Origin of the sequence: Rheinheimera soli, from assembly GCF_021290985.1 — a bacterium.
GTDB lineage: Bacteria > Pseudomonadota > Gammaproteobacteria > Enterobacterales > Alteromonadaceae > Pararheinheimera > Pararheinheimera soli.
Genome location: NZ_JAJOYU010000030.1, coordinates 16,889 through 42,596 on the forward strand (window position 1 = coordinate 16,889; position 25,708 = coordinate 42,596).

The 25,708-nt window shown below is 45.7% G+C and carries 27 protein-coding genes; 19 read left to right on the forward strand and 8 right to left on the reverse strand.

Translation table 11 applies throughout. The annotated features are described in order from the left end of the window. Positions 1-12: 12 nt before the first annotated feature. The 7 genes from LSG37_RS17090 to LSG37_RS17120 all read left to right on the forward strand — a co-directional run bounded on the left by LSG37_RS17090 (position 13) and on the right by LSG37_RS17120 (position 5,196). Entirely contained in the window at positions 13-303 is a 291-nt protein-coding gene (locus LSG37_RS17090; RefSeq protein WP_233081017.1) for a hypothetical protein, read from the forward strand. A gap of 51 nt (positions 304-354) precedes the next feature. Further along, positions 355-585, forward strand: a complete 231-nt coding sequence (locus tag LSG37_RS17095; RefSeq protein ID WP_233081018.1) for a hypothetical protein — start codon at positions 355-357, stop codon at positions 583-585. A 369-nt stretch (positions 586-954) separates the two neighbouring features. Beyond that, on the forward strand, positions 955-1,731 hold the full coding sequence (locus LSG37_RS17100) for a Crp/Fnr family transcriptional regulator (RefSeq protein ID WP_233081019.1): 777 nt from the start codon (positions 955-957) through the stop codon (positions 1,729-1,731). Positions 1,732-1,769: 38 nt separating this feature from the next. Continuing rightward, positions 1,770-2,660, forward strand: coding sequence for a GGDEF domain-containing protein (locus LSG37_RS17105; RefSeq protein ID WP_233081020.1), 891 nt, complete (start codon positions 1,770-1,772; stop codon positions 2,658-2,660). A 48-nt stretch (positions 2,661-2,708) separates the two neighbouring features. Continuing rightward, the gene (locus LSG37_RS17110; RefSeq protein ID WP_233081021.1) at positions 2,709-3,074 is read left to right on the forward strand and encodes a hypothetical protein; all 366 of its coding nucleotides are present in this window, start codon (positions 2,709-2,711) and stop codon (positions 3,072-3,074) included. Between the two features lie 165 nt (positions 3,075-3,239). Next, complete coding sequence (locus LSG37_RS17115) at positions 3,240-4,562, forward strand: hypothetical protein (RefSeq protein WP_233081022.1); 1,323 nt, start codon at positions 3,240-3,242, stop codon at positions 4,560-4,562. 58 nt (positions 4,563-4,620) lie between these two features. Further along, positions 4,621-5,196: a YdeI/OmpD-associated family protein gene (locus tag LSG37_RS17120; RefSeq protein WP_233081023.1), complete on the forward strand. Its 576-nt coding sequence runs from the start codon at positions 4,621-4,623 to the stop codon at positions 5,194-5,196. A 278-nt stretch (positions 5,197-5,474) separates the two neighbouring features. On the opposite strand, the gene fusA is transcribed toward LSG37_RS17120, so the two are convergent. Then, a complete protein-coding gene (fusA, locus tag LSG37_RS17125; protein WP_436286426.1) occupies positions 5,475-7,580 on the reverse strand; it encodes an elongation factor G in 2,106 nt (701 codons plus the stop codon). Positions 7,581-7,965: 385 nt separating this feature from the next. Then, entirely contained in the window at positions 7,966-8,151 is a 186-nt protein-coding gene (locus tag LSG37_RS17130; protein ID WP_233081025.1) for a hypothetical protein, read from the reverse strand. A gap of 414 nt (positions 8,152-8,565) precedes the next feature. Between LSG37_RS17130 and LSG37_RS17135 the strand changes: the two genes are divergently transcribed. Next, positions 8,566-10,023 (forward strand): PepSY-associated TM helix domain-containing protein, encoded by a 1,458-nt coding sequence (locus LSG37_RS17135; protein ID WP_233081026.1) that lies wholly within the window; start codon positions 8,566-8,568, stop codon positions 10,021-10,023. Positions 10,024-10,162: 139 nt separating this feature from the next. Then, positions 10,163-11,188, forward strand: a complete 1,026-nt coding sequence (locus LSG37_RS17140) for a hypothetical protein (RefSeq protein ID WP_233081027.1) — start codon at positions 10,163-10,165, stop codon at positions 11,186-11,188. 44 nt (positions 11,189-11,232) lie between these two features. Here LSG37_RS17140 and LSG37_RS17145 read toward each other — a convergent pair whose 3' ends face one another. Together LSG37_RS17145 and LSG37_RS17150 are read right to left on the reverse strand one after the other, a co-directional pair. After that, a complete protein-coding gene (locus LSG37_RS17145; protein ID WP_233081028.1) occupies positions 11,233-12,285 on the reverse strand; it encodes an alkene reductase in 1,053 nt (350 codons plus the stop codon). Between the two features lie 10 nt (positions 12,286-12,295). Further along, the gene (locus LSG37_RS17150; RefSeq protein WP_233081029.1) at positions 12,296-12,601 is read right to left on the reverse strand and encodes an ArsR/SmtB family transcription factor; all 306 of its coding nucleotides are present in this window, start codon (positions 12,599-12,601) and stop codon (positions 12,296-12,298) included. Positions 12,602-12,737: 136 nt separating this feature from the next. Here LSG37_RS17150 and LSG37_RS17155 point away from each other — a divergent pair, with 136 nt between their 5' ends. The 3 genes from LSG37_RS17155 to LSG37_RS17165 all read left to right on the forward strand — a co-directional run bounded on the left by LSG37_RS17155 (position 12,738) and on the right by LSG37_RS17165 (position 15,001). Then, positions 12,738-13,211, forward strand: coding sequence for a hypothetical protein (locus LSG37_RS17155; protein WP_233081030.1), 474 nt, complete (start codon positions 12,738-12,740; stop codon positions 13,209-13,211). Positions 13,212-13,372: 161 nt separating this feature from the next. Further along, positions 13,373-13,855: a fasciclin domain-containing protein gene (locus LSG37_RS17160; RefSeq protein ID WP_233081031.1), complete on the forward strand. Its 483-nt coding sequence runs from the start codon at positions 13,373-13,375 to the stop codon at positions 13,853-13,855. Between the two features lie 150 nt (positions 13,856-14,005). Beyond that, complete coding sequence (locus tag LSG37_RS17165; RefSeq protein WP_233081032.1) at positions 14,006-15,001, forward strand: DUF481 domain-containing protein; 996 nt, start codon at positions 14,006-14,008, stop codon at positions 14,999-15,001. 45 nt (positions 15,002-15,046) lie between these two features. Here LSG37_RS17165 and LSG37_RS17170 read toward each other — a convergent pair whose 3' ends face one another. Both LSG37_RS17170 and LSG37_RS17175 read right to left on the reverse strand, forming a co-directional pair. After that, entirely contained in the window at positions 15,047-15,490 is a 444-nt protein-coding gene (locus tag LSG37_RS17170) for a hypothetical protein (RefSeq protein WP_233081033.1), read from the reverse strand. Positions 15,491-15,812: 322 nt separating this feature from the next. Continuing rightward, positions 15,813-16,799 (reverse strand): LLM class flavin-dependent oxidoreductase, encoded by a 987-nt coding sequence (locus LSG37_RS17175; RefSeq protein ID WP_233081034.1) that lies wholly within the window; start codon positions 16,797-16,799, stop codon positions 15,813-15,815. A 235-nt stretch (positions 16,800-17,034) separates the two neighbouring features. Here LSG37_RS17175 and LSG37_RS17180 point away from each other — a divergent pair, with 235 nt between their 5' ends. The 5 genes from LSG37_RS17180 to LSG37_RS17200 all read left to right on the forward strand — a co-directional run bounded on the left by LSG37_RS17180 (position 17,035) and on the right by LSG37_RS17200 (position 20,661). Beyond that, positions 17,035-18,312, forward strand: a complete 1,278-nt coding sequence (locus LSG37_RS17180) for an MgtC/SapB family protein (RefSeq protein WP_233081035.1) — start codon at positions 17,035-17,037, stop codon at positions 18,310-18,312. A gap of 100 nt (positions 18,313-18,412) precedes the next feature. Continuing rightward, entirely contained in the window at positions 18,413-18,967 is a 555-nt protein-coding gene (locus tag LSG37_RS17185) for a cytochrome b (protein WP_233081036.1), read from the forward strand. Between the two features lie 58 nt (positions 18,968-19,025). Further along, positions 19,026-19,949, forward strand: a complete 924-nt coding sequence (locus LSG37_RS17190; RefSeq protein WP_233081037.1) for a pseudouridine synthase — start codon at positions 19,026-19,028, stop codon at positions 19,947-19,949. Beyond that, positions 19,949-20,299 (forward strand): putative quinol monooxygenase, encoded by a 351-nt coding sequence (locus tag LSG37_RS17195; RefSeq protein ID WP_233081038.1) that lies wholly within the window; start codon positions 19,949-19,951, stop codon positions 20,297-20,299. The genes LSG37_RS17190 and LSG37_RS17195 overlap by 1 nt, the downstream gene beginning before the upstream one ends. 113 nt (positions 20,300-20,412) lie before the next feature. After that, positions 20,413-20,661, forward strand: a complete 249-nt coding sequence (locus tag LSG37_RS17200; protein ID WP_233081039.1) for a DUF2798 domain-containing protein — start codon at positions 20,413-20,415, stop codon at positions 20,659-20,661. Positions 20,662-20,736: 75 nt separating this feature from the next. Here the strand turns inward: LSG37_RS17200 and LSG37_RS17205 are convergent, their stop codons facing one another. Together LSG37_RS17205 and cobB are read right to left on the reverse strand one after the other, a co-directional pair. After that, positions 20,737-22,740, reverse strand: coding sequence for a PhoX family protein (locus LSG37_RS17205; protein WP_233081040.1), 2,004 nt, complete (start codon positions 22,738-22,740; stop codon positions 20,737-20,739). 257 nt (positions 22,741-22,997) lie between these two features. Continuing rightward, positions 22,998-23,702: a Sir2 family NAD+-dependent deacetylase gene (gene cobB / locus LSG37_RS17210; protein ID WP_233081041.1), complete on the reverse strand. Its 705-nt coding sequence runs from the start codon at positions 23,700-23,702 to the stop codon at positions 22,998-23,000. A 350-nt stretch (positions 23,703-24,052) separates the two neighbouring features. Between cobB and LSG37_RS17215 the strand changes: the two genes are divergently transcribed. Beyond that, entirely contained in the window at positions 24,053-24,958 is a 906-nt protein-coding gene (locus tag LSG37_RS17215; RefSeq protein ID WP_233081042.1) for a sensor domain-containing protein, read from the forward strand. Positions 24,959-25,016: 58 nt separating this feature from the next. Then, a complete protein-coding gene (locus LSG37_RS17220) occupies positions 25,017-25,616 on the forward strand; it encodes a hypothetical protein (protein ID WP_233081043.1) in 600 nt (199 codons plus the stop codon). Positions 25,617-25,708 lie beyond the last annotated feature (92 nt).

Sequence of the window (25,708 nt, forward strand, 5' to 3'; positions counted from 1 at the left end):
GGAGATTATCCTTTGTCTACAGAAAAACCACCTCACAATAGAGCGCTTGCCAGCCTTTGGTTTGGCTTGTCCCTGTTGGTTGCGGCTGCTGCTATAGCTGTTGTGTTTAGTCAAACCCCTTTGCTGATGCCAGGCTTGTTGCTCTTGTCTGTTGTGCTTTTTATGACCGGCAGACAACGAGTGCAGCATCTGGCTATTAATCAGCAAAAGTATCATCAGCGGGTTCGTGTTGTGGCTTTGCTTTCAGCTGTGTTTTGTGGTGCTGCAGTTGCTTTAAATACTGTGTATGCGGCTTTGGTTTAAAAACTCAGCTACAGACTTAGTACAAACAATGCAATAGAAAGAGAGGTGACTATGAGTATTTTTGGCCGAAAACCATGGCTGAGAAGTGCCGTTATCGAAATTGTTATTTTATGTATGCCGTTGTCTGTATTCAGTTTTATTTCGTTCGAAAAACGGGATTTTGCTGCTATGTTTACTTTTTTTGTTGTACTTATGTTGCTGTTTATAGGCTATATTTTTTTCAAAAATCACAGTATTTATCAACAGCTCAAAGGTCATTCTGTTGGTGACCAGTCTGGTTGATCAGGCTCAGCTTGAGCAGAATGGGAGCAAATGTTCTTACACGGAATGAATATCTGCATCCCTGCCTCGTTACTGTGTTATGTTAACCACCGTTATTCATTTCTTCGCCCCTATCCTGCAGGGCGGTCTGTACAGTTCTTGTATTATTTTTGTAAATGAAAAAGCTGCATGGTTTTTCAGTTACCCCTAAACCTACAACATCTGCTGTTTGTCCTTTTACTGCAATGCGATCACAACTGTTTTTGATGTGGTGCTTTGCTGAGTGAAGTTAATCTTGTGTGCGAAATCGCACAGAAGTTGTTTTGAGCTAAGCAGTATCTTCAGCCGGCTCAACCGGATCCTGATCACCATTCCAATTAGAGGGATTGCATGTCGAAAAAACCTAAACCGCACCCGCAACAAAATCATTTTCTTGCGGCCCTGGATCCTGACGTGCAGGAGCGTTTATTTCCCCATCTTGAGCTGGTGCCATTGCCGCTGCGCTCTTTGATGTACGAGTCTGGCCGTACTATGCGCCATGTCTATTTTCCTACAGACTCAATAATTTCGTTGCAGTACATTATGGAAAACGGCGCATCCACAGCCATTCTGGTGGTGGGGAATGAAGGGTTGTTGGGGATTTCATTGCTGATGAGCGGGCAGGGCACGCCAAGCCGCTCTATAGTGCAAAGTGCTGGCCACGCCTATCGTTTGCCCCGGCCAAAAGTGAAAGAAGAATTTAACCGGCACGGCCAATTATTGTTATTGATGTTGCGTTACACCCAGGCGCTTATCACTCAAGTGGCCCAAACAGCAGTGTGCAACAGACATCATTCGATTGATCAGCAGCTGTGTCGCTGGCTGTTATTGTCTATAGACCGTTTATCTCATAATCAGCTGAACATGACGCAAGAGTTTATTGGCAATATGCTGGGTGTCCGCCGTGAAGGCGTAACACAGGCTGCATTAAAGCTGCAACAACAGGGCGTAATTTCTTATTCGCGGGGCCTTATCAAAGTGCTGGACAGAGACAAACTGGAGGCGCTGAGCTGCGAATGCTATGGCGTAGTTAAAAAAGAAACTGAAATGTTATTGCCCTATTTGCCGAAGCGGCAGGTGATCACTGATGTGGCCGCTATTCCAGTCGTCAAACTGCCAATAGTCTAGGCTGGTTCTGAAGCTGTTGTTTTGATAAAGAGGTAAGCATGCCAGCAAAACCGCAAGTGCCTGTGAAAAAGGCGACCGTCAAAAGGGCGACGCTGCATGGTGTGCTGAAAAAAAATGAAGAAATAAAACTAGATGTTGGCAGGGCTGCCGGTGAGCTGGCTTCGGTCAATGATGTTTTAAAACAAGAGAATGCTTCACTCAAGGCGATGAGGATAGCGCTGACTCAAAATGCAGACGCTGAAATCAGAGTAGCAAAAGCGGCGGACGATTTAAAAAGGGTGAACGTTAAATTAGCCAATGAAATTGCAGTGCGTATAGGTATTGAATCTGAACTTGATACTATCAAAGCCGATTTAGCCACAGTGCGTGATGATTTATTGCAGGCTCAGGTAACGGGGCTGCAGGCGCAACAACTGGCACTGACCGATGCTCTGACCGGCTTAGCGAATCGAGCTTCCTATGAGCAGGCTCTGAATCAGGGCTTGGCTCAGGCAAGGCGGCAGGGTTGGGGGCTGGCCGTGATGTTTATCGACGTGGATAAGTTCAAAACCATTAACGACAGCCATGGTCATGAGATGGGTGACAAGGTGTTGTTGATGGTGGCCAACCGGTTACAATCTTTTATCCGTGATGGCGATATGGTCAGCCGCTGGGGCGGTGATGAATTTGTTTGCTTGTTGCTCGAAGTAAAAGATAAAAATGATGTGTTGTGTCTTGCCAGAAAGTTAGCTGTTCGTGTGGCTGAAGCTGTGACTCTGAGTGGCCTGACTTTGCATATAAAAATCAGCATAGGTATTGCACTCTTTCCGGCTGACGGTGACACTGCGCAGCTGCTGATTAAGCATGCAGATACGGCTATGTATCAGGCAAAAGGCTCGGCGCAGCAAGTGATGTTGTTCCGGCATCATAGCGATACAAATCCAGACTAATTAGCTCTGAAAAACGGCTCCGGCTCCAGAAAGATAAAAGTGGGGAAGATGAATAATTCAGCGATAGAAATCAGTTTTCGGTTTCGTCAGTTAAACAAAATGCAGGCTCTGACTTTGTGCCGCGAAATAGATGCTGTCTCTTACACTGCTGAAACAGAGCAGCAAGCAAGTGCGGCAATTGCGGTAAGTGAAAGTAATACAAAACAACTTACCTATAGTGCTCTGGTTGCGCTAAAACCCGAAAACATCGAAGCCATTACCATGTTTTATGTTCGCCAGGGCATAGATCTCAGCCACTGCGATATTTTAATCACTGCAACAGTAGCCAACACCACAAGTTTTACCCTGCCAGCCATAGTGAACCAGATGCTGAAGCATATTGACTGCCCACTCAGCTTCTCAGTACTGACTTAAAAGCCCGGTATAAACAAATCACAGCTTGCTATTGCTGTAGCCAACAATGGACGTCACACAACCTTACAGTTTAATCCACTGATTTAAGGTTTTTGTTTTGCAGATGGTTTTCCAATTGTGGTGCAATAAACTCATTGATTCCTGACTGAAAACGGTAAAATCCATATGGTTAAGCTCGGCGTTTTTATAGCTATTGCTCTTTACACATCTGCTCTGGCCGCTAGTCAGGTATCAACCCTGATTAAAAAAGATGAGAAGGGACAATGGCGGGTGACATACAGCACAGCTTCGCCAATGCAGCGTATGGTGTTTCAACGCAATCCGGATGGCTCAAGGGCAAAACACTGGGTTGCGCAATCAGAGCTTTTTAAAATTCTGTATCTGGATGGTACAGAAGCTGTGGTCAGAGCCGATGGCCGGCCTTTTAGCGAGGTTAGTTTTGACCTTCCTGCGGTTTATACCCCTCTACCTAAAGAATATGCTGCTTTTTCTCCTTTTTCTGACGGCGGTATGCTGCTGCATTCGGGACGCTTTTTTGCCTGTGCAGAGCACTGCCAACCAGAATTGAATACCTGGACTTTGACACTAAAAGTGCCTATTGGTGAGAACATTATTGTTGGTGGCAAGCTCTATCAAAATGAAGTGACCTGGCAGGAGCGGGACAGTGGTTCAAAGCTGTATCTGGGCAAAGCAACCCCTTTAGCCGGGCCTGATTTTATCAGCCTGATTGACTCTGAGTTGCCCTCAATACTTCAGCAGCAAATCAGCAGCCAGTTACCGCAATTGATGGCTTATTTCACCTCACAGATGGGCGCTCTGAACTTCAGACCTGCGCTTTTTGCTTCCTATAGCGCAACAGAAGATGGCAGTTATGGTCATCAGGGCGGTACTTTACCAGGGCAAATTTTTATGCATTGGTATGGCCACAAGGCGATAGAGAAGCTGCAACCAGATGCCGTATTCTGGTTTTTTGCCCATGAAGTGGCGCATTTGTATCAGCGAGAAGCCGGAGCTGTTGATCGCAGTCAGGATGCCTGGGTGCATGAAGGTGCGGCTGAGTACTTGGCTGGGCTGGCAACAACAGCAGTGCAGCAGAACAAGCAGATGTTGCAGCAGAAGCTGACGGATGCCGGGCAGCATTGTGCGGCAGGATTAGAAAAACAGCGAAATTATGCCAAAGCTGCAGCTGCCAATTCACAATTGCACTACAGCTGTGGTTTGTTATTAAACCATGCCATCGATCAGCAATTGCAGCAAGTGGATCCACAGATGAGCTTCTTTAGATTATGGGCGTTGTTTAATACACTGGTGCAAGATGGGCAAACCGCACAAGCTTCGACTTATCTGACTGTGCTCAAAGCTTATGTTTCAGCGGAGTTCTGGCAGCAACTTCACTTATTCAGCAGTCAGGATGATTTTGATGCACTAAAATTTATGCAGCAGTTACAAGCGGCTCATCAGCCTGGACAGGTAAAAACTAAAATATAGACTAGAGGCTTGCCACTGCAGTTGCCTGTATCTACTCAAGCTGGAGCTTTCCGAACAAATGACAAGCAAACTGACAACCCCGCTATTTTTTGACAGCCCACAGGACTTCCGTTCCTGGCTGGAGTTACACGCAGCTACTGCAACAGAGTTATTGGTAGGTTTTCATAAAGTAGCGACGGATAAAGCTTGTATGAGTTGGTCTGAGTCTGTGGATGAAGCTTTATGTTTTGGCTGGATCGATGGCAAACGTAAGCGTATTGATGAGCACAGTTACAGCATACGTTTTACAGCCCGCAAAAAGAGCTCCATCTGGAGTCAAATCAATATAGATAAAATGGAAAATCTGCGCTCTCAAGGCCGGATGACAGCAGCAGGGGAGCTGGCTTTTTCCTACAGAACTGAATACAAGTCTGCAATTTATGCACATGAGCAGCCTACTGTTGCCAGCTTGTCAGCAGAAGAACTAACAATTTTTCAGAGCAATGCTGCAGCCTGGTCGTTTTTTGCAACCACAGCACCTGGTTATCAAAAGGTATTGCTGCACTGGATCTGTAGCGCTAAAAAAGCTGAAACCCGTTTATCCCGACTGGCGAAATTAATCGAAGCCAGTGCTGCAGGGAAAAAAATGCAATAACTGCTGAAAATACAAAAATGTCAGGAACTTTTTTTCACTCACATCTTCCCTGATGCTCGCCGTTGGCCGCTGACGCTGTGAAAAACAGCTGTCCTGCTGTTTTTTGGACAGCTTTAGCTGGTCCCGAAGGGATTTTTCACAGGGATGTGAAAACACAAAAATGTCAGGAACTTTTTTTGGACAGCTTTAGCTGGTCCCGAAGGGATTTTTCACAGGGATGTGAAAAACAAAAAGCCCCGCGGTTTTCACCAGCGGGGCTTTTTTGCATTAGCGGCTAATTAGTTCTTAGCAGCGGCAGCTTTCTTTTCTTTCTCTTTTGCAATCACAGTGTCAGCCACGTTTTGTGGACATGGTGAGTAGTGAGAGAATTCCATAGAGAACTGACCACGACCAGAAGTCATAGTACGCAGTGTAGAGATGTAACCGAACATCTCAGACAGTGGTACGTCGCCTTTGATACGTACGCCAGTTACGCCAGCTTCCTGACCAGAGATCATGCCACGACGACGGTTTAAGTCACCGATTACATCACCTACGTGATCTTCAGGAGTGAAGACGTCAACTTTCATGATTGGCTCAAGCAGTTGTGCGCCAGCTTTTGGAATTGACTGACGGAAAGCACCTTTAGCAGCGATTTCGAACGCGATGGCTGAAGAGTCAACTGCGTGGAAACCACCGTCGAATACTTCAACTTCAACGTCTAATACCGGGAAGCCAGCTAAAGTACCAGTGCTCATCATTGAAGCAAAACCTTTCTCGATGGCTGGCATGAATTCTTTTGGAACGCTACCACCAACAGTAGAGGAGATGAACTTGAAGCCAGAGTTTTGCTCGCCCGGACGAATGCGGTAGTCGATTTTACCGTATTGACCTGAACCACCAGATTGCTTCTTGTGCGTGTAGCTGTCTTCAACTTCACGAGTGATAGTTTCGCGGTAAGCAACCTGTGGTTGACCTACTACTAATTCAACACCGTAAGTACGTTTCAGGATGTCTACTTTGATATCTAAGTGCAGTTCACCCATACCTTTCAGGATGGTTTCGCCTGAATCCGGATCAGTTTCAACACGGAAAGTTGGATCTTCTGAAACCATCTTACCGATGGCGATACTCATTTTCTCAACAGAACCTTTATCTTTTGGTGTTACAGAGATAGAAATTACTGGCTCTGGGAAGATCATTGGTTCTAAAGTACATTCGTGTTTTGGATCACACAGAGTGTGGCCAGTCTGAGTGTTGTTTTTCAGACCTACCAGCGCAATGATGTCACCAGCCTGAGCTGTTGTCAGGTCAGTACGGTCATTTGCGTGCATCTCAACCATACGGCCGATACGTTCTGTTTTACCTGTGAACGAGTTCAGCAGGGTATCACCCTTGTTCAGTACACCAGAGTAAATACGGATAAAGGTCAGGGCGCCGAAACGGTCATCCATGATTTTGAATGCTAAAGCGCGGAACGGCTCATCAGCAGAAACGATAGCGTATTCGCCCGTTGGAGCACCTTCTTCGTCAGTCAGTGGCTGTGGGTTTACTTCAGTTGGTGATGGTAAATAATCAACAACAGCATCCAGCACTAACTGCATACCTTTGTTTTTAAAGGCTGAACCACAGAAAGTAGGGAAGAAGGCCAGGTCACGTGTACCTTTACGGATACAAGCTTTGATCTGTTCAATAGTAGGTTGTTCACCTTCCATATAAGCCATTAACAGGTCATCGTCTTGCTCAACAGCAGTTTCAATCAGTTGCTGACGGTACATTTCAACGTCGTCCAGCATATCAGCAGGGATGTCAGTCACAGTGTAGTTTTCTGGCTGGCCAGAGTCATCCCACACGTAAGCTTTTTCAGTCAGCAGGTCAACCACACCAGTGAAAGTATCTTCACGACCGATTGGCAATACCATGATCAGCGGCTGAGCGCCCAGAACTTTTTTCACCTGTTCTGTAACACGGATGAAGTCAGCACCGATACGGTCCAGCTTGTTTACGAAAATCAGACGAGATACTTTCGCGTCGTTCGCATAACGCCAGTTAGTTTCTGACTGAGGTTCAACACCACCAGAACCACAGAATACACCGATACCACCATCTAATACTTTCAGAGAACGGTATACTTCAACTGTGAAGTCAACGTGGCCTGGTGTATCGATAACGTTGAAACGGTAGCCTTTCCAGTAGCAGCTTACTGCTGCTGATTGGATAGTAATACCACGCTCAGCTTCCTGTTCCATGAAGTCAGTGGTCGATTCACCTTCGTGAACTTCGCCCAGCTTGTGGATTTTACCGGTCAGTTTCAGGATACGCTCGGTAGTAGTGGTTTTGCCGGCATCAACGTGGGCGAAGATACCAATGTTTCTGTATAAGGATAAATCTGCTGACATAGTAATCTCTATAAACTAGGGTTTGAAAATAGTGCGGTAATATACAGGAAATTATTCCGATTTGCCCGAAAAAAAATCACCTGCATCTATGAATTTTATGTCCGTGTTGAGCAAACTTAGCCGGACTTTGTTTCAGCCTTGTGTCTTACACTGTGACTTTACGACTAAGAAGCTTAAATGACGTAGGTTACAGCTGTATTTCTGCACTGATTTTTATCAGCAGACTGATGGATATGGTGTGGAGAAATCTGGCAATTCAGCAGTACAGCCGCCTATACAACGGGCGAACCCGATAGAGGCCAGTTAACTATCTGATCGATAAACAGCCAGAACAACAAAGCCTGCATAGCAGGCATTGGTTCTGCAGTTTTATGCTGTGCCAGCTAAAAGGTCAGACAAATTGCAATACGGCCAGGCCAACGAGGCCGCTAATGGCTAAAATACAATGTTCAAGCAATTGCTCTGTTCTTTTCTCTTTTGTGATTTCTGCACCTGGGAAAAATACGTAAATCAGATTGATCAACAACAGCAGTAACAAACCCAGTCGGGCTGTAAATAACAACATATCGGTCAGCACTTATCACTCCACTACTATCTCAGGATAGGCCAGTACACAATTCACTCTTTTACTATACGGCTGTAACGACCTTGCGGTTTTCAGCCTTTGCCAGCTAAATGGTAAAAGTGCGCAGTTAAAAACCGCGGTAGCATACTGATCAAAGTGGCAATGGGCAAGGCGGCGTATTGTCACATCTGCTAATGGCTATCGTTTTCTATTCTAATAGCCTCTGTTGTATTGTGCAGGTTGCGGCTCTGAGTTCCCCCTAACTGCGACAATATGTCGCATCGGCTGATACAGCCCCTTATGCAAAAATAACGTTCAGTTAACTGTTTAATGCTAAGGCGTTATTTTTTATGCCATTTCCCCGTCGTATTCAGCTGAGTCTGGTTTGTTCTGCATTTTCTTTTTCTGTTATAGCGGGTGAATATCATGGCTGAACTCACTATCCATAACCCACATCAGCAAAAAAGAGAGCAGCGTGCTGCTGGTGCTCAAAGAGCGGTATTTTTCTGGCATGGCTGGTCTGCACTGATGATAGCGCCCGTACTACTGGTGTTAGTAGTTACCGGCTCTGCTTATTTATTCGATCGTGAATTTGATCAGTGGTGGCAGCAGGATGCCTATCAGGTAAAACCACAAGGTACTGCCGCCACATTAGCGCAGCAGCAAGATTACTTGCGTCAGCAGTATCCTGCTTGGACGATCAACAGAGTAATGTTAGCGCAGGCTCCAACTCAGGCCGTGCGCTGGCAACTGACAGCGCCTGATGCGGTGCATTTGATTTATCTGGACCCATACTCTTTAGTGGTGCAGGCCGATATTGACCCTACAACCCAGCCAATGGCCATAGTGCGGCGTTTGCATGGTGAGCTGATGGCTGGCACAACAGGGGGTTATATTGTCGAATGGATGTCATGCTGGACTTTATTTTTACTGCTGACAGGTGGCTGGCTCTGGTGGCCTAAACACTGGCGGCTTGCCGGGGTTTTAGTACCAAGAAAACGCAGTGATGGCCGGGTGCACTGGCGCGACTGGCACGCAGTTCTGGCCCTTGTCAGCTCATTAGCTTTGGCATTTTTGGTATTGAGTGGTATGCCGTGGTCGACGTTTTGGGGCAAGCAGTTTGCCCAGTTGGGTCGAGACTTCAGCCCCCAGTGGCACTGGGTAACGCCATCGCCCAATTTTCATTTGCCGGAGACTGTGAAAAGCAGAGCTGTGGATCCGCACCATGAACATCAGGAGCAGGCTGCAACAGACTCAGCAGCAGTGCATATCATAGGAGGAACTGAATCCTGGGTCACGCAACAGCATCCGGCGCCACAAGCAGCGCATTCTCATCAGTCGAACTTGCACGAATTAACATCTCAGCCACAGCAGGCGGATATCAGCATGGCTGAACCTTATTTAACAAGGCTGGCGCTGGAAACTTATGGTCCGGGTGTACGGGTTTTTTATCCAGCAACTGACAAAGATGTATTTAAAATCAACTATATACCGGACAAAGCCGAAGGCCAGCAGACTCTTTATATAGACCCTGCCAGTGGTGAATTACTGGATGATATTGGCTGGCAACGTTATTCGGCCTTAGCCAAAGTGGTGGAGTGGGGCACCATGACCCATTTAGGGCGGCAATACGGGGTCTGGAATCAGTGGCTGAATTTGCTGTTTTGTTTACTGGTACTGGCGGCTTTAATTGCAGGTTTAACTTTATGGTGGCGACGCAGAAAACCAGGGCGCTGGTTGCCGCCTTTGCAAAGCACAGACCGCTTGCCTTTGGCGTTAAAGCTCAGTTTGCTGGCACTGGTCGTACTGTTTCCGTTACTACTGTTGTCATTGCTTGCTTTTCTAATGTGCAAGTTATGGCAACGCAGAGGTGCGGTTGAGTGAATTGTTGATAGGTAGAAGGGGCTTTATTCGCTTTGGGGCGAATTCAGAGAAATAAACAGGCAGATGTAGCTTTGCAACTCTGGCATAACAAAATAAGTCATGTTAAAACAGTGATCATTAAATGCAAAAGGAGTTGTAGATGAAGTACTTAGTTTCGGTGTTAGCTGTTTTAGTTTTAAGTGGATGTGGTGGCGGTGGTTCAGATACAGGTACGGGACCAGGCCAGGGACAAAGTAAACCACTTCTGGCTGACTATCACGGTAGTTGGGGTATCGATGGATTGGCTGTTGCGATGATTTCCTCCACCAGTGTGACCACTTATGTATACGACGAAAGCCGGGGTTGTTACGAAGCCGATTTTTTTGATGTGACGGCCAGTACCAATACATCACTAACAACAAAAGATGTTACAACAGGTGAGGTTTCTACCTCATCTTTTGCGCTGGTAAACGGTATGCTGCGCATTAAAGAAGGCAATGAAACTCTGGATTTGCCAGCAACAGATTATTTTGTGCCATCACCTGGCTGTTCTAATGTGAACGGCATTCGGACTATTACTGCTGAAATTACTCTGGAGACTTTACCTCCTTATGTCACGATAAACCGCAGTGCACAATCCAGTGGATATGTAGAGTATTCTTACGGTATTAGTTTTGATACCAATAAAAACTCTGAGCTTGATGTCGGGGATGTGACTCTGATGGTACGTCATTTCAAATGGGGTGGTGAAGAAAACATAAAACTGCCACTCAGTGATATCAGAGCCGCTATCTGGCTTTATACCCCTGTGAATGGCAGTACCCGTGTTCAGCAGACCAGTAACTCAATAGCGTCTTTAACCTTAGGTTTGGAGCAGCAAGGTTCAACGTTGAAATTTACTGCCGATGCCAGGCAGCACGCTTCTCTGATGCGTATCGCTGCTGATACTCCAATTGTAGTCCATACCTATCTGCATTACCCATCACCTGAAGCTGACATACTGGAAGGATTCGCTGATGGTCCATGGAACTGGTCCGGCGCTGAGCATCGTGATGTTTTTCCGGAACAAGGTACTGCGATCCCCAATACCTATCCGCAATATGTTATGACAGATGCTACTGGAGACTTGTCAGTAGGTCAGGCCAAATGGGTTGATATTAAGTCGGTCAAACTTAGTTTCAATTAAACGAATAACAGACCTGCCCAGTATGCTGGGCAGGTCTGTCATATTTACGCCAAAGTTGGATAATCGGTATAACCTACAGGCCCTTTGCCGTAAAACAGCTCTGGTCGCGGCTGGTTTAATGGTGCATCCAGCTCTAAACGTTTTGGTAAATCCGGGTTGGCAATAAAAGGTATACCAAAGGCTATAGCGTCAGCTTTACCATCTGCCAGCCACTGATTCGCTTCTGCTTTGCTGAATTTTTCATTCGCAATCACAGGGCCACCAAACAGCTGTTTAATCAGTGGAGTGATGCTGTCTTCTGCTGCATATTCACGGGTAGATATAAAAGCTATATCACGTTTACCCAGTTCAGTGGCGACATAACCAAAAGTGGCAGTGCGGTTCGAGTCACCCATATCGTGAGCGTCCATACGAGGCGCTAAATGCATGGCTACTCTGTCTTTACCCCAGACGTCGATACAAGCATCTGTGATTTCCAGCATTAAACGGGCACGGTTTTCTAAAGAGCCACCGTATTCGTCATCACGTAAGTTGGTACTGTCTTGCAGGAACTGGTCAAGCAAATAGCCATTGGCGCCATGGATCAATACACCATCAAAACCCGCTGCTTTCGCATTGACCGCGCCGACACGGAAAGCTTCAACCACGTCTTTAATTTCGCTTAAGGTTAAAGCCCGAGGTTCTTCATAGTCTTTCATTGGACGTACCAGACTGACATGGCCAGCCGGACGTAACGCACTTGGTGCTACAGGTTTTGCACCCTCTAAATAACTTGGGTCAGAAATACGGCCAACGTGCCACAGTTGCAGGAAAATGCGGCTGCCCGCTTTATGCACTGCATCAGTCACCAACTTCCAGCCTTCAGTTTGAGCCTGCGACCAAATACCTGGTGTATCAGGGTAACCCACGCCCATAGGGGTCACTGAAGTTGCTTCGGATAAAATTAAACCTGCGCTGCTGCGCTGGGTATAGTATTCAGCCATCATGGCATTAGGTACCCGGCCTTCATCAGCGCGACAGCGGGTTAAAGGCGCCATCACAATACGGTTTTTCAGGGTTAAATCACCTATGGTGATTGCATCAAATAAAGTTGGCATCTGTAACTCCTCAAAGTTGATCATTTAACCGCGCCAGAAATTGTTGAATAACTTCTTCATTACGCGAGAAAAAATTCCACTGGCCTACTTTTTTGCTGCTGATAAAACCAGCGCGTTGCAAGGTGGCCAGATGGGCTGACACTGTCGACTGAGACAAACCGGTTTTTTGGTCAATTTTGCCGGCACATACACCGAAACTCAGTGAGTGTTCCTGATCGGCAAAATAGACTTCAGGTTGTTTCAGCCAGTTTAAAATTTCCCGTCGCACTGGGTGGGACAGGGCTTTGATCATATCGTCGAGTTCTGCAGAGCTCATCGGTTAATCCATATATGTATATCGCGATGCGACGAAATATATATCGTTAACTTTCGATATGCAACTTTTATTTTGTTCTGCCCGGTACATTTGTCTGCTGCTATGCTCACAGAAGGCTGAATAATTGAGCGTTGTTATGAATAGTTTTTTATCGTCACTGGAACTGAGTTGCAGTGAAAATGCGCTTTATGTGCGTTTTTCCGGTATTCATGAAGACTACCTGACAGCCCGTTATGCCGAGGCTCTGGAGCAGTTCTCTGCGACTATGCAGGGCAAACCCTGGGCTCGTATTGTCGATTTACGTCAGTGGTCAGTCACGGCAGTACAAAACCAGAAATTGATAGAGCAGTTGCTGCAACAGGATTTAAAGCGGGGCTTAGTTTTGGAGTACGTTTTGCTGCCGCCGGATGCTGTAGGACGCTGGCAAGTAGAGCAAACTTTAAAAAGTTTAAATAGCTTTACATCCAAAGAGATTTTTCATCCGACTGACAGTGAAAATGAGGCGTTAGATGGTTTACTAAAACAAGGTTTTTCTGTCAATTTTGCTGCTATTACCCGACATGAATCACGCTGCTGGAAAGTTCCGAAAACACCAGAGACTAAAAGCTAAATGACTAAAATGCAGCATGAAGAAACCATCTGCTTGTCACAGCGTAATACGGCATTTTTCAACTTAAGTTTACCGAAAATAAATAAATATACTTCTGATCTTTTTAAGCATCGACGCCGTTTTCTATTGCGGGTTTTATGTTCAACTAAAAGGAAATCAGAATGAAATTTCGCTCATTATTGAATTTAACCGTTCTCTCTGCAGCTTTAGTCGTCTCTGCTGCATCTTATGCAGCTGCCAAAGCTGATATCGTTGATACTGCAGTCGCAGCAGGTAGCTTTAACACGCTAGTGACTGCGGTCAAAGCAGCAGACCTGGTCGATACTTTGAAAGGTGCTGGCCCGTTTACAGTGTTTGCACCAAACGACGCTGCTTTTGCCAAAATTCCAGCTGCAGATTTACAGGCGCTGTTAAAAGACAAAGCCGCTCTTGGTAATGTACTAACCTATCATGTGGTGGCAGGTAAAGTGATGGCTGCTGATGTCGTGAAGTTAACCTCAGCCAAAACAGTACAAGGCCAGGATTTAAAAATCGCAGTTAAAGACGGTGTGGTTTACGTTGATGGCGCTAAGGTGATTAGCACTGATATTGAAACCAGCAACGGCGTCATTCACGTGATTGATTCTGTAGTTTTACCGAAATAATCGTTTTTTAAATCAAAGTAAAGGAGCCATGCGCTCCTTTACTTTTTTGCTTTCTTTATATTTTCCATGACAGGAAGCTGCCTGAATGAATTGACTGCTGTTAAACTGGTGTGATTAAAAATTAGTTTTTTCTGTACAAGGATGATGGCTGTGATTAGAGCGCTGCTATTGACTGTTATGTTGTGCTGTACTTTTTCTCATGCTTCGACAGGGAACAGTGCTGTGGTTTGGATGAAAAATGGTGACAGATTAACAGGCACTATCACTCAGCAGGACAAAGATGTCGTATTTTTAAATCTGCCTTATTCGGGGCAGGTGCAATTGCCCAGAACCCAGATTGAGCGTATTGAGCAGCAAAAGCTGCTTGCTGTTGCACCCGCAGTTGTCGTCGTTGAACCTGACACTGAAGCTGTGGTTATTAAAAATCAGCCGGTGAGGCACTACAGTGTCGATTTAACCGCAGGTAAAAAACGCAGTAGTAGCAGGTCGGATAATCTGGGCTTTAAAACCGCTTTTGAGCAACGTGATGACAATTTACGGCTGACCTTTGATGCTAAATACGATTACGAAACCAGTAATTCGTTAAAGAAAACCCATAAATATCTGCTGAATCCAGGTGCCGATTATTTTTTCCAGCCTCAGTTATTCTGGCGGAATAAAATTGACTACTCACAGGATTTTGTCACCTCAGAATACAAAAATATCGATTTAAGTTCTGGGCTGGGTTATAGCTTTTATGATACCAAAGAGCTGAGGGTGGAACTGATAGCTCTGGCCGGTTTAAAACGAACTTACTTTAAGGAGAGTGCCGGATTAGAACTTTTTGTCGGTGACAGACAAAGTCTGGATTTTCGTCATATTCAGTTGGAATGGGACTTGCGCTATTTATGGCCAGGCAGCAGTTTTGAGCTTTTTAACGAAGGCAGTTATTTAAAGCCTGTGAATCAACCCGTGAGTTTTATCAAATTTAAGCAGGATGTGAATCTGAGTACAGGGTTGAGTTATTACCTGACAGAACGCATCCGCTTGTCATTTTCGGTGGATTTTGACTGGTCGGACATTGATGTGATCTTGCCACAGCAACTGAAGATTTCTGCTGATAGTCGAGATTTACATCAAAAGCTTAGTATAGGTGCAAAATTCTGAAATCGGGCCACATTGAGAACTAATCACAATGTGGCACTACAAGCCTTATCTTTCATGCATAGGCGGCAAACTTTCTTTTACTTCATTTGATTTAACGCCAATCAACTGCCCATTAAAGTAAGTAAAAGTGAAGGTAACTGTAACAATATGAGTTGTTGTTTGATAGGTTTGTAATATTACTGTTGCGCACGGACCTTTATCGCAAGGCGCAGCAGGAGCATGCTCAGGCGTTGTAGAACCCACACTGTCGCTTGTGCTCACATGAACCAATTCTGCCGAACTATCCAAATCGAACGTATCGGCTGAAATGATGTTTCCTTTTTCGTCCCAAACGGTAACTGTTGCCTTACCCAATTCCTTGTTGTGAACAATTTCACTACATGCACCTGCAACGCATTCTCGCAGTGGAGTTGTGTTTGCTTCAGCATTTCCCACAAGAAAGCACAAGCCAAAAATCAACACTAACTTATGATATATCTTGATATTCACGAATAAATTCCTTTTATAGTTTCGTTTGGATCCCAACGGGTAGGATAGTTTTGAATGCCTAAATTTAACTACTTTAGGGATTCAGCTTGAACAGTGACACGCCAAATTAACAAATGCAACTTATTTTGTATTCTTTTTGGGTCAGACTTTGTTCTTTGTTCTTTGTTCTGGTGGTTTTTCCATTAACTAGTTGTTTTTGCATTGTTTTTTATTGCATTTTGTCAGGCGATGGCAATAAAAATTCTGCACATCAACAAGCCAAAGCCAGTCCAATAGAGAGATGCAATAAGTCCCAAGCCTTAATCCTGAGCTGAGCCCATTTTTAAGCAGTGATAAGTTCTGCCGCAATCCTAAAACTTGTTTGCCGTGCTTTGGGGTCGTGCATCATGCTGGTCAACATCAGCTCGTTTGGTTGATGCTGTTCGATAAAATTCAATAAGCCTTGTTTCACTTCAGCCGGATTGCCTATCACCGAACAGGCTAAGGCTTTTTCCACATAAGCTTTTTCATGGCTTTGCCAGATCTGGTCCATATCCTCAACTGGAGCAGGTAATAAACCCGGTACGCCCCTCACCAAATTAACAAATTGCTGCTGAGGTGAGGTAAACAGATGCCGGGCTTCTGCTGTAGTTTCTGCGGCAAATACATTCAGCGCCAGCATCAGATAAGGTTTATCCAGTTGAGCCGACGGCTTAAATTCTCTGCGATACAAAGCGGCGGCCTGTTCCATCATCGCTGGGGCAAAATGCGAGGCAAATGCATAGGGTAAACCCATATGGGCCGCCAGTTGAGCGCCGTATAAACTCGAACCTAAAATCCATAGAGGCACATTCAGGTTTTGTCCTGGTACTGCTTGTACCGCCTGATTTGGCTTTACCGGACCAAAGTACTGCTGCAATTCAAGGATATCGCTTGGGAACTGATCTTCAGTTTCCATTCTATTACGTCGCAATGCCCGGGCGGTTTGCTGATCGCTACCAGGCGCCCGGCCTACACCTAAATCGATGCGGTCCGGATACAAAGTAGCTAAAGTGCCAAACTGTTCTGCAATGACCAAAGGTGAATGATTGGGCAGCATAATGCCACCAGCACCTAAGCGAATACGCGAAGTGGCTGCAGCTAAGTGGCTGATCAGCAGGGAGGTCGCGGCACTGGCAATACCCGGCATATTGTGATGTTCAGCCAGCCAATACCGCTTGTAACCCAAAGTGTCTGCCAGTTGCGCTAAGGCTTTGCTGTTGGCAAAACTGTCGCTAATAGTGCTGCCTGAAGAAACAGGGGCTAAATCTAAAATAGAAAAAGGGATCATCGGTACTCCGCAAGGCTGTAATTATCTGCATTCAATACCGTTTGGTATGAAACTAATGCAGCAATGGGTGCTCTACGCTGTGGATTCAAGTGGTGTGCTGTATTTAGCCGGATTTTGCCGCCCGATACTTTATTTTTTGCGGTGAAGTGCTGCAAACAGGCTTAGGGTTGTGACAGATCAACGAACAAAGCAAAAATTCAGCTATGCTGGGATCAACTCACTAAGAATATGAATTATGGCTGGATTTGACATCACACTGGCGCAAAACTTTTTGATTGCGCTGCTTATTGGTGCCTTGGTTGGCATTGAGCGGGAAAAACATAAAAACAATAATCATCCCGGCTCTTTTGCCGGAGTCCGTACTTACATCTTATTTGCTCAATTGGGGGCGGTCAGCGCCTGGTTGTCTGTGCATTTACAAACACCATGGTTGTTTATCGCGGCTTTGGCGGCCGTCTCTGTCACAGTACTCTGTGCTTATTATCTGGAGAATAAAGCCAAAGCAGTGGCGCTGGGATTAACCAGCGAGTTGTCTGCTATTACTGTGTGTTTATTAGGCGGCGCTGTCATTTTTGGTTTTGCAGAAATAGCCGTATCTCTGGCTATTTTCACTTCGGCTATTCTGGCATTTCGGGAGCCTTTGCATGGCTTGATCAGCAAAATTGGTGCTGATGATCTGTATGCCGGCCTGAAACTATTGATCGCCAGCTTTATTGTATTGCCCTTGTTGCCGAATGAAGCAATAGACCCCTGGCAGGCACTTAACCCTTATAAACTCTGGTTACTGGTAATTTTAATTTCTGCTTTGTCTTTAGTAGGTTATATAGCAGTACGCTCTTTAGGTGCAGTCAAAGGCACCATGATCACCGCTCTGACTGGTGGGCTGGTGTCATCCACAGCAATGACCTTAAGTTTTGCCCGCAGCAGTCAAACTGAAAATGACAGTGGGGCAGCTAACCGGCTGGCAGCTGGTATTTTAGTGTCCTGGCTGGTGATGTTTGGCCGGGTGATACTGATTGTGACGGCTATATCCGTGCCTTTAATGCGGCAACTGCTATGGCCTTTAGTGGGATTAGCCTTAGTCACCGCAGTATTGGCGATGGCTTTTTTTCTGGCCAGTCACAGACTGCAATCAGCCTCTGTTGCTACTGCTGTGCCTGTGAATAACCCTTTTAGTTTATGGTCGGCTATCCAGTTTGCTTTGTTATTTGCGCTGGTACTGCTGCTGGTCAAACTGGCGGAGCATTATGCACCAGGTCAGGGTTTGTATTGGCTGGCCGCTCTGGCGGGTTTAACTGATGTGGATGCCATTAGTTTATCTCTTGCCGATTATGCCAGTCGTGGTGAGTCTGTTCAGTTAGCCGCTACAGCTATTGGCATTGCCATCTTAAGTAATTCTTTGGTGAAAACTGTTTTGGTATGGGTGGCTGGCGCTCAAAGCCTGGCACTGCGTATCTCCGCAGCCATGCTGGTGCTGGGTTTGGCAGGGCTTATGTTGTTTAGTGTGGTTTAGTGTTATTTGAATGCCCTGCGAAAAGCAGATTGCGTAGAAGCTCAGCTTGCCTTAAGTTTTCACTGGCAGAATTAAAAAGTAATTCAAAACAGAGGTGGTTATGTCGGCTTCACAACAAAGTTACAGCGTCTGGATGCTGCGTTTGCATTGGCTGACTGTTCTGTTGCTTATTACTGTTTATGCCAGTATTGAGTTCAGAGGGGTATTTGAAAAAGGCACAGTAGAGCGTGACTTGATCAAAGAAGTGCATTTTGTGTTGGGCTTAAGTTTATGGTGTATTACCTGGCTTCGCTTGCTGATCAGGCGTTTTAGTTTCATACCTGTGATAGAACCCGCACCCAAAACCATAGTGATCAAAATTGCAGCTTTGATGCATGCTGTGCTTTATATTTTTTTACTGCTGATGCCTGCATTAGGTTATCTGCTATTAAGCGCATCTGACCATGTTATTCCATTTTGGGGCTTTCAGTTGCCAGCCTTAATAGCACCAGACCCAGATCTGGCCGCGTCTATTAAAGAAGTACATGAAGTGGTGGGCAAAACAGGCTACGCCTTTATCGCTTTCCATGTACTGGGCGCTCTGGCACACCATTACATTGTGAAAGACAATACGTTAAAGCGTATGTTGCCTGGTTTATTCGGCTCGAAAAGCTAAAACAAGTTGACTCAAAGCGCTGAATTGTCTTAACTCTGCCCCTCTGACGTGAGGGGATATGAGCAAAGCAACAAAGCCATCTGAAATTACCTTACCACCCAAAGATTTGGGCTGGGGTACAGTGCTGAATTTTCTGATTGAAAAATTTCACCGCATCGACGCTGCCATTTGGCAACAGCGAGTAGCTGATGGCAAAGTCTATTGGTTTGGTGGCGAAGTGATCAGTGCAACCACCGCATTTTTACCCAGCCGCCGGGTCTGTTATTACCGTGAAGTCGCAGCTGAGCCAGTTATTCCTTTTACCCATCAGATTTTGTATCAGGATGAGCATATTATTGTCGTCTGCAAACCACATTTTTTACCTGTGACGCCGGGCGGTGAGTTCGTCAATGAATGTCTGCTGGAAAGAGTGAAACGCGATACGGGTCTACACGATGTGGTGGCAGTGCACAGGCTGGATAAAGAAACCGCAGGTTTGGTGCTGTTTTCTGTCAATAGCCAAAGCAGGCCTTTGTATTATCAGCTGTTTGCACAAGGGCATATCAGCAAAAGTTATCAGGCGGTGGCCCGGTTATCTGAAGAGCTTCAGCAACTCGAATTACCACACAGCTGGCAAGTTAAAAACCGGCTGGAAAAATCAACTCCGGCTTTTTTAATGCAACAAGTGGATGGTGAAGTGAATGCGTTTTCCAGCCTGACCTTGGTGGAAAGAAGTGCTGAACTTGGATTGTTTGAACTTAGCCCCCATACAGGAAAAACCCACCAGTTGAGGTTGCATATGCTGTCTGTGGGTTGCCCTATTTTATTTGATAAATATTACCCAGAGTTGCTGCCAAAGCAGCAGCCGGATTTTGCCGAACCACTGCAATTATTGGCAAAACGCTTAAGTTTTAGTGATCCGGTTACAGGCCTGGATCATCAGTTTGAATCACCCCGCCAGTTGCAAAGCTGGCCCGTTATTACCGGATCTAAGGAAAACTAATGTCTAAAAAAGTCTATTGCATTGCTCAGTTTTTACCTAAGCCAGGCAAAGAAGCTGAACTCTTCAAAGCACTACAAGGTTTAGAGGCGAATACCTTGCGCGAGGATGCTTGCCTGCACTACAGAGTTACCCGTCATATTCCAAGCCCCTTTGCCGAAGGCAAAAGTTTTCCAATTGTGTTTAACGAAATTTGGGCTGATATCCAAAGCTTTGAAGCTCATTGCCAGCGCAATGAAATAAAAGACTTTTTCCAGACCTATTGCGTCGCTGAAACAGGTTTAGCAGCAGATTGGAATGTCTGTATTTACAGCGATGAGCCGGAAAACTTTGATGCACCAAAGTTGGTGTAACAGAGTCAAACTGAGCTGGCTTTATCTTTTAATCGCAGCTCTGCTACTTTGCCGCGCAATGCCCAAACGTAGCCTGAATGCTGTAAACACGTTCTTACTGGGTGAGTTCCGAGATGTCAAAATCTGTATTTAAAAAACTGCCAGCCCGCTCTATGGCTTATGTCATGCCGCTGATCTTATCCATTATTATGAGCTGTATTGTGTCTTTGATCAGTACCTTAAAAAGCACTGGCTTTAGCGGTTTTGAACTGCCTATCTGGTTGGGAGCCTGGGGGTTATCCTGGGTGGTGGCTTATCCGGTATTACTGTTGATATTGCCGCTGGTGCGAAAACTAACCAGTTTTATTGTTGAAACGCCATAAGTCTGCGAGAAAAATACCCTGAAATGTGCACAAAAAAAGCCGGTTTTTACACCGGCTTTGTGTTTGGAAAGTGTCTTAAGAACCTATTACGCCACCATCATCTTTGGTGACAATCACAGTCGCTGAACGTGGTCTGCTGGCGCCGTCGTTCGCTGGCCAGTTACTGGTAAACTGGTTTGGAGTAGAGCGATCGCCAGGATGTTGAATATTCACAAACATGGTTTTCAAATCTGGTGTAAAAGCTAAACCTGTGACTTCACAATCGACAGGGCCTACCAGAAAACGTTTGATGCTGCGATTGACTGGGTCGGCCACCAGCATTTGGTTGTTACCATAAGGGCCTTCACCTTGCTGAGAACCGCTCATATCGGTTTGGATCCACAGCAAACCGTTGGCGCTGAAACATAAGCCATCCGGGCTTGCCATATGATTGTCTGCAGTCAGAGTCAGGTCAGTACCTGGAGTTGCAGTACCAACATCACCTGCCAGCAGAAAAATATCCCAGTTAAAACTTAAACCCAAAGTTGCGGCATTTTCTTTCCAGCGAATAATATGGCCAGTGGCGTTATTGGCGCGTGGGTTTGCTGCATCAGTCTGAGCTGTGGTTCGGGCTGTATTGTTAGTCAGCGTAAAATACACTTCACCAGTCGTTGGATGCACTGCACCCCATTCAGGTCTGTCCATTTTCGTCGCACCGGCAATATCAGCAGCCAGACGGGTGTTTAACAAAATATCGGCCTGACTGTCGAAGCTGACACCTGCAGCGGCGGCTTTGGTCATCAGGGTTTCGTTGTTGATATCCAGAGCCAACCATTCGCCAGAACCGTCGGCGTTAAATTTAGCAACATACAAAGTACCGTCATTCAGTAAATGACCGCCTGCAGTGGCTTTAAAGTACGGCGCTTTAGATACATATTTGTAGATGTATTCAAAAGTAGAGTCATCGCCTGAGTACACAACGATCGGCTGACCTTCCACCACAGGGCCAAAAATAACGCCTTCGTGGCCAAAACGGCCTAAAGCTGTGCGTTTTTGTGGCACGCTGTCCGGATTAAATGGGTCAATTTCTACTATCCAACCAAAAGTATTTGGCTCGTTACGGTAATCTTCAGTGGCATCGGCACCTAAGCTGGTTGCATTAAAGCGCTGATACTGCTCGGCACCTGAATCGGCAGTTTCCCAGTAATAGCGGCCATTTCTGCTGCCAACGCCATAACGTCTGTGTTCACGTGGCTGAGTGGCATCTGCATTCATAAAATAGCCTGCCCAGTTTTCTTCGCAGGTTAAATAAGTGCTCCAAGGCGTAAAACCATTACCGCAGTTATTTAAGGTACCGCGGGTGCGGGTGCCGTCCTGGCTGTATTTAGTCACTACTTTGGCGTCACCACGCACAGGGCCTGTGATATCCATAGGCGTTGCGCCTGTGATGCGGCGGTTTAGCGGACTGCCTTGCACCAGTTGGAACTGGCCTTGTGCATCTTTTTTGATATGAGCCACAGTGACGCCATGTGCTGCAACTTCTTTACGAACTTCGTCAGCCGGACGCGGTAAGCCTGTCGGACCCATAGGGTGCAGTACGTTGGCATCCAGATATTCATGGTTAAATACCAGTACACCTTCGTTGCTGTTTTGGTTGTTGCTGCGCGCATCTAAAGGGAAAAAATGCATACCGTCGTGGTGAGCACCCACTTGCTGTTCCATATCGGCGCCAGTGTTGCTGCCATCGGCCAGATAAGCCGGGTAACTGCCTGACAGTGGCGTGCCCATAGGTAAGAATGCCCGGGCTGTGTAACCCACTGGCACTGTAATCTCATCCAGACGGTTAGCCGCAATAGCGGCAAAACCCAGCAAAACCGGAGCTGGTTCAGGCTTGACGCCCACAGGACCTGTGACTGGTTCAGCGGTATCGCTGCTGCAGCCGACTAAAGCCGAGCCCATAATGGTGGCTATGGCTGCGCCTAAAGAACCTTTTAAGAAACTGCGGCGCGAGGCCAGTACGGACTGAAAATCAGGATTATCTGAAAAGTTAGTTTGTGGATCTATACCCGAGTTATCAATCTGGAAATTTTTGTTCTGCATTTTGACTCCGATGTCGGTTTAATTAGAAATCTGCCGCGACATTAGAGCTGTTGTTTGTTTCAGTAAGGTTACTTTTTGTTGATAAAATAAAGACAACTAGGGAGCTATAAGAAAAAAACGATTAACGGCTGGAAAAATGCGGTGTAAGTAAGTTACACAAAATCTGAACTTTAATGATGACCCTTGCTGACGCCACCGCTGCCGTCCGGCAAACTGATCCACACATTTTGCATCATGTCCTGATCTTCAGCATAACTTCAGCTTAATTTCGCAAGGTAAGCAGGTACTATTTTAGCCGCAGGGCCGTAATAACCTTCGGCAAAATCGCCACGGGTGGCTTCCAGATTAAGCTCAACTGTATGGGCTCCTGACTCTGCAGCTATCTGCACAAAACCTGCAGCCGGATAGACCTGACCCGAAGTACCAATGGAAATAAACAAATCGGCCTGCATCAGTGCATCTGCGCATTGATCCATCTGATAAGGCATTTCACCAAACCAGACAATATCAGGTCGAAGTGGTTGTGGCGTTTTGCAGCAGTGGCATAAGTCTGTGGCTGTTAAATCTTTTAACCAGCTTTGGCTTTTGCCTGAAACAGCACATTTTACTTTTTGCAGTTGACCGTGCATGGCAATGACATGCTCTGATCCTGCCCTTTGATGCAGGTTATCGACATTTTGCGTGATCAGTAAAAAGTTGCCCCCCTTGGCTTTATGTTGCTGTTCAAACTTCGCTAAAGCCAGATGAGCGGCATTGGGTTTAAGTTTTGGGGCCAGTAGTTGAGCGCGACGCAGATTATAAAACTGCTGCACCAAGGCTGGATCTCGCGCATAACCTTCAGGAGTCGCCACATCCTCTATCTTATGGTTTTCCCATAATCCATTGTTATCACGAAAGGTTTTAATGCCAGATTCGGCAGATACACCTGCACCTGTCAGCACAACTATGTTACTAAATCGCATAAATAAAAGCCTTTATTGCTGCTCATATCAGTATGCTTTGTCAGAGCACGTATTTTGTCAGTAGCTTATCCTGTTGCAAAAGAAGCGCAACTGAAAAGCGGATGGACAGCATCAGGTGTTAGCGTTTGATCCCCAGCTTTCTTTATGATGCGGCTCCCCGTTTTTGTTTCACTTTTATCGTTTTTATTGTGTACTGAGGTTGACTCTGTTACGTTGTGCTTCACTATTGATATGACATAGCTATAGTAAAAGAGCTGTGAGTCGTTTGTATGCAGTAGCTACCTCAATATTCTAGCTAGGCGTGCAAATGTATCTGATATTGCAGTTCAACAGATCCAAGCAGGAGTGGTATGCCAAGCTCGTCGTTAGGCTCGTTAAGTGATTATATCGATCAGTTACTTGAAGCTATTTGTGTGGTTGATGCCAACGGCCACTTCTTGTATCTGAGTTCCGGTTGTGAGCGAATTTTTGGCTACAAAAGCACCGAAATGATCGGTCGGCCCATGATTGAATTAGTGCATCCGGATGACAGAGAACGTACTTTATTGGCCGCCAGCGAAATTATGTCTGGCGATCAGAAAATCGATTTTGAAAACCGCTACATCCGTAAAGATGGTCAGATTGCTTATATCCAGTGGTCTGCCCGTTGGTCTGAAGAGCAAAAAGTGCGGGTGGCTGTAGCGCGCGATATCACCAAACACAAACAACTGTTAGAGCAGTTGCAGCACATTGCCTTTTACGATCCACTGACTCAATTACCTAACAGAGCTTTGTTTGAAGATCGGCTGCAGCAGTCATTAGCACGTGCCAGACGTGAGAAGGGCATGCTGGCTTTATGTTTTGTGGATTTAGATAAATTTAAAGAAGTGAATGACCAGTACGGCCATGCCGCTGGTGATTTGTGTTTAAAAAAAGTAGCAGAGCTTTTGCTACATTCAGTGCGTGAAACCGACACTGTGGCCCGTTTAGGAGGAGACGAGTTTGTTATAGTGATGGATGCTGTGACAGATCAAGCCGCAGTGTTAAGCATTTTGCAGAACCTGTTTACTAAACTTCAGTTGCCGTTTTTATTTGAACAACACTCACTGCAATTGTCCGCCAGTATTGGCATTGCATTTTTCCCGCAGCATGGTCAGGATCAAGCCAGTCTGTTAGCTGCAGCAGACCGGGCTATGTACAAAGCCAAACATGCAGGTGGCAATCAGCTTTGTTGTGCCACAGAGCTGTTGGATTCAGCGGGCAAGATTTTCGGTTAACTCTAGTCTTATTGCTGTTAAACTTTTGTTTTTCCAACGATAGTGAGTCTTGTGTCTGATGTCCTTACCTCGTCGTGTTCATCGCTTTTTAGGCTGGTGTTTAATTCTGCCATTTTTTATCTGGGCTGTTACTGGTCTGGTATTTTTTATCAAACCAGGTTATCAGGCTGCTTTTTCGTATCTAACGGTTAAAACCTATCCTATTAGCAACACTGTTCAAATTAATCCTCAACCAGCTTGGCTGGAAATTAAACTGCTGCAAACTGTGTTGGGTTTACATCTGTTGGTGAAACAAGCAGATGGCTGGCAGCAGTTGAACCCGCAAGACTTCACAGTACGTTCCCTGCCGGCGGAAGATGAACTGCAGCTGCTTATTAAAGATGCAATCAGCGTCGACCCGCAGCGTTATGGCCAACAGCTACAAAAAACAGAGCAAGGTTTTCTCACAGAGACCGGTGTACAAATTCAATTGGATTGGGACAGTTTGAGTTTGTCGCAACAAGGTAAAGATACTGAATTAATTAACAATTTATACAAAGCTCATTACCTGCAGTGGACAGGGCATAAAAGCCTGGATCAGGCACTGGGCGTGATCGGCTTAGTACTGCTGATGTTAACTACTGTACTGGGGATCCGCTTGTTGATCTGCCGTCGTTAAACATGAATAAGAGCCTGTATACCAGGTATACAAAGCTCCCTCTGTATTAAACTGTTTGCAAATAAGAATTATTATCGATAACATGATTCCTG

Bases quoted from the DNA above. Each gene is read 5' to 3' on its own strand.
- LSG37_RS17220 (WP_233081043.1), top strand. From the start codon at position 25,017: ATGTCCTTACCTCGTCGTGTTCATCGCTTTTTAGGCTGGTGTTTAATT.
- cobB (WP_233081041.1), bottom strand. From the start codon at position 23,702: ATGCGATTTAGTAACATAGTTGTGCTGACAGGTGCAGGTGTATCTGCC.
- LSG37_RS17115 (WP_233081022.1), top strand. From the start codon at position 3,240: ATGGTTAAGCTCGGCGTTTTTATAGCTATTGCTCTTTACACATCTGCT.
- LSG37_RS17195 (WP_233081038.1), top strand. From the start codon at position 19,949: ATGTCTAAAAAAGTCTATTGCATTGCTCAGTTTTTACCTAAGCCAGGC.
- LSG37_RS17120 (WP_233081023.1), top strand. From the start codon at position 4,621: ATGACAAGCAAACTGACAACCCCGCTATTTTTTGACAGCCCACAGGAC.
- LSG37_RS17105 (WP_233081020.1), top strand. From the start codon at position 1,770: ATGCCAGCAAAACCGCAAGTGCCTGTGAAAAAGGCGACCGTCAAAAGG.
- LSG37_RS17140 (WP_233081027.1), top strand. From the start codon at position 10,163: ATGAAGTACTTAGTTTCGGTGTTAGCTGTTTTAGTTTTAAGTGGATGT.
- LSG37_RS17150 (WP_233081029.1), bottom strand. From the start codon at position 12,601: ATGAGCTCTGCAGAACTCGACGATATGATCAAAGCCCTGTCCCACCCA.
- LSG37_RS17100 (WP_233081019.1), top strand. From the start codon at position 955: ATGTCGAAAAAACCTAAACCGCACCCGCAACAAAATCATTTTCTTGCG.
- LSG37_RS17160 (WP_233081031.1), top strand. From the start codon at position 13,373: ATGAAATTTCGCTCATTATTGAATTTAACCGTTCTCTCTGCAGCTTTA.
- LSG37_RS17135 (WP_233081026.1), top strand. From the start codon at position 8,566: ATGGCTGAACTCACTATCCATAACCCACATCAGCAAAAAAGAGAGCAG.
- LSG37_RS17200 (WP_233081039.1), top strand. From the start codon at position 20,413: ATGTCAAAATCTGTATTTAAAAAACTGCCAGCCCGCTCTATGGCTTAT.
- LSG37_RS17145 (WP_233081028.1), bottom strand. From the start codon at position 12,285: ATGCCAACTTTATTTGATGCAATCACCATAGGTGATTTAACCCTGAAA.
- LSG37_RS17110 (WP_233081021.1), top strand. From the start codon at position 2,709: ATGAATAATTCAGCGATAGAAATCAGTTTTCGGTTTCGTCAGTTAAAC.
- LSG37_RS17095 (WP_233081018.1), top strand. From the start codon at position 355: ATGAGTATTTTTGGCCGAAAACCATGGCTGAGAAGTGCCGTTATCGAA.
- LSG37_RS17215 (WP_233081042.1), top strand. From the start codon at position 24,053: ATGCCAAGCTCGTCGTTAGGCTCGTTAAGTGATTATATCGATCAGTTA.
- LSG37_RS17155 (WP_233081030.1), top strand. From the start codon at position 12,738: ATGAATAGTTTTTTATCGTCACTGGAACTGAGTTGCAGTGAAAATGCG.
- LSG37_RS17190 (WP_233081037.1), top strand. From the start codon at position 19,026: ATGAGCAAAGCAACAAAGCCATCTGAAATTACCTTACCACCCAAAGAT.
- LSG37_RS17175 (WP_233081034.1), bottom strand. From the start codon at position 16,799: ATGATCCCTTTTTCTATTTTAGATTTAGCCCCTGTTTCTTCAGGCAGC.
- LSG37_RS17185 (WP_233081036.1), top strand. From the start codon at position 18,413: ATGTCGGCTTCACAACAAAGTTACAGCGTCTGGATGCTGCGTTTGCAT.
- LSG37_RS17180 (WP_233081035.1), top strand. From the start codon at position 17,035: ATGGCTGGATTTGACATCACACTGGCGCAAAACTTTTTGATTGCGCTG.
- LSG37_RS17205 (WP_233081040.1), bottom strand. From the start codon at position 22,740: ATGCAGAACAAAAATTTCCAGATTGATAACTCGGGTATAGATCCACAA.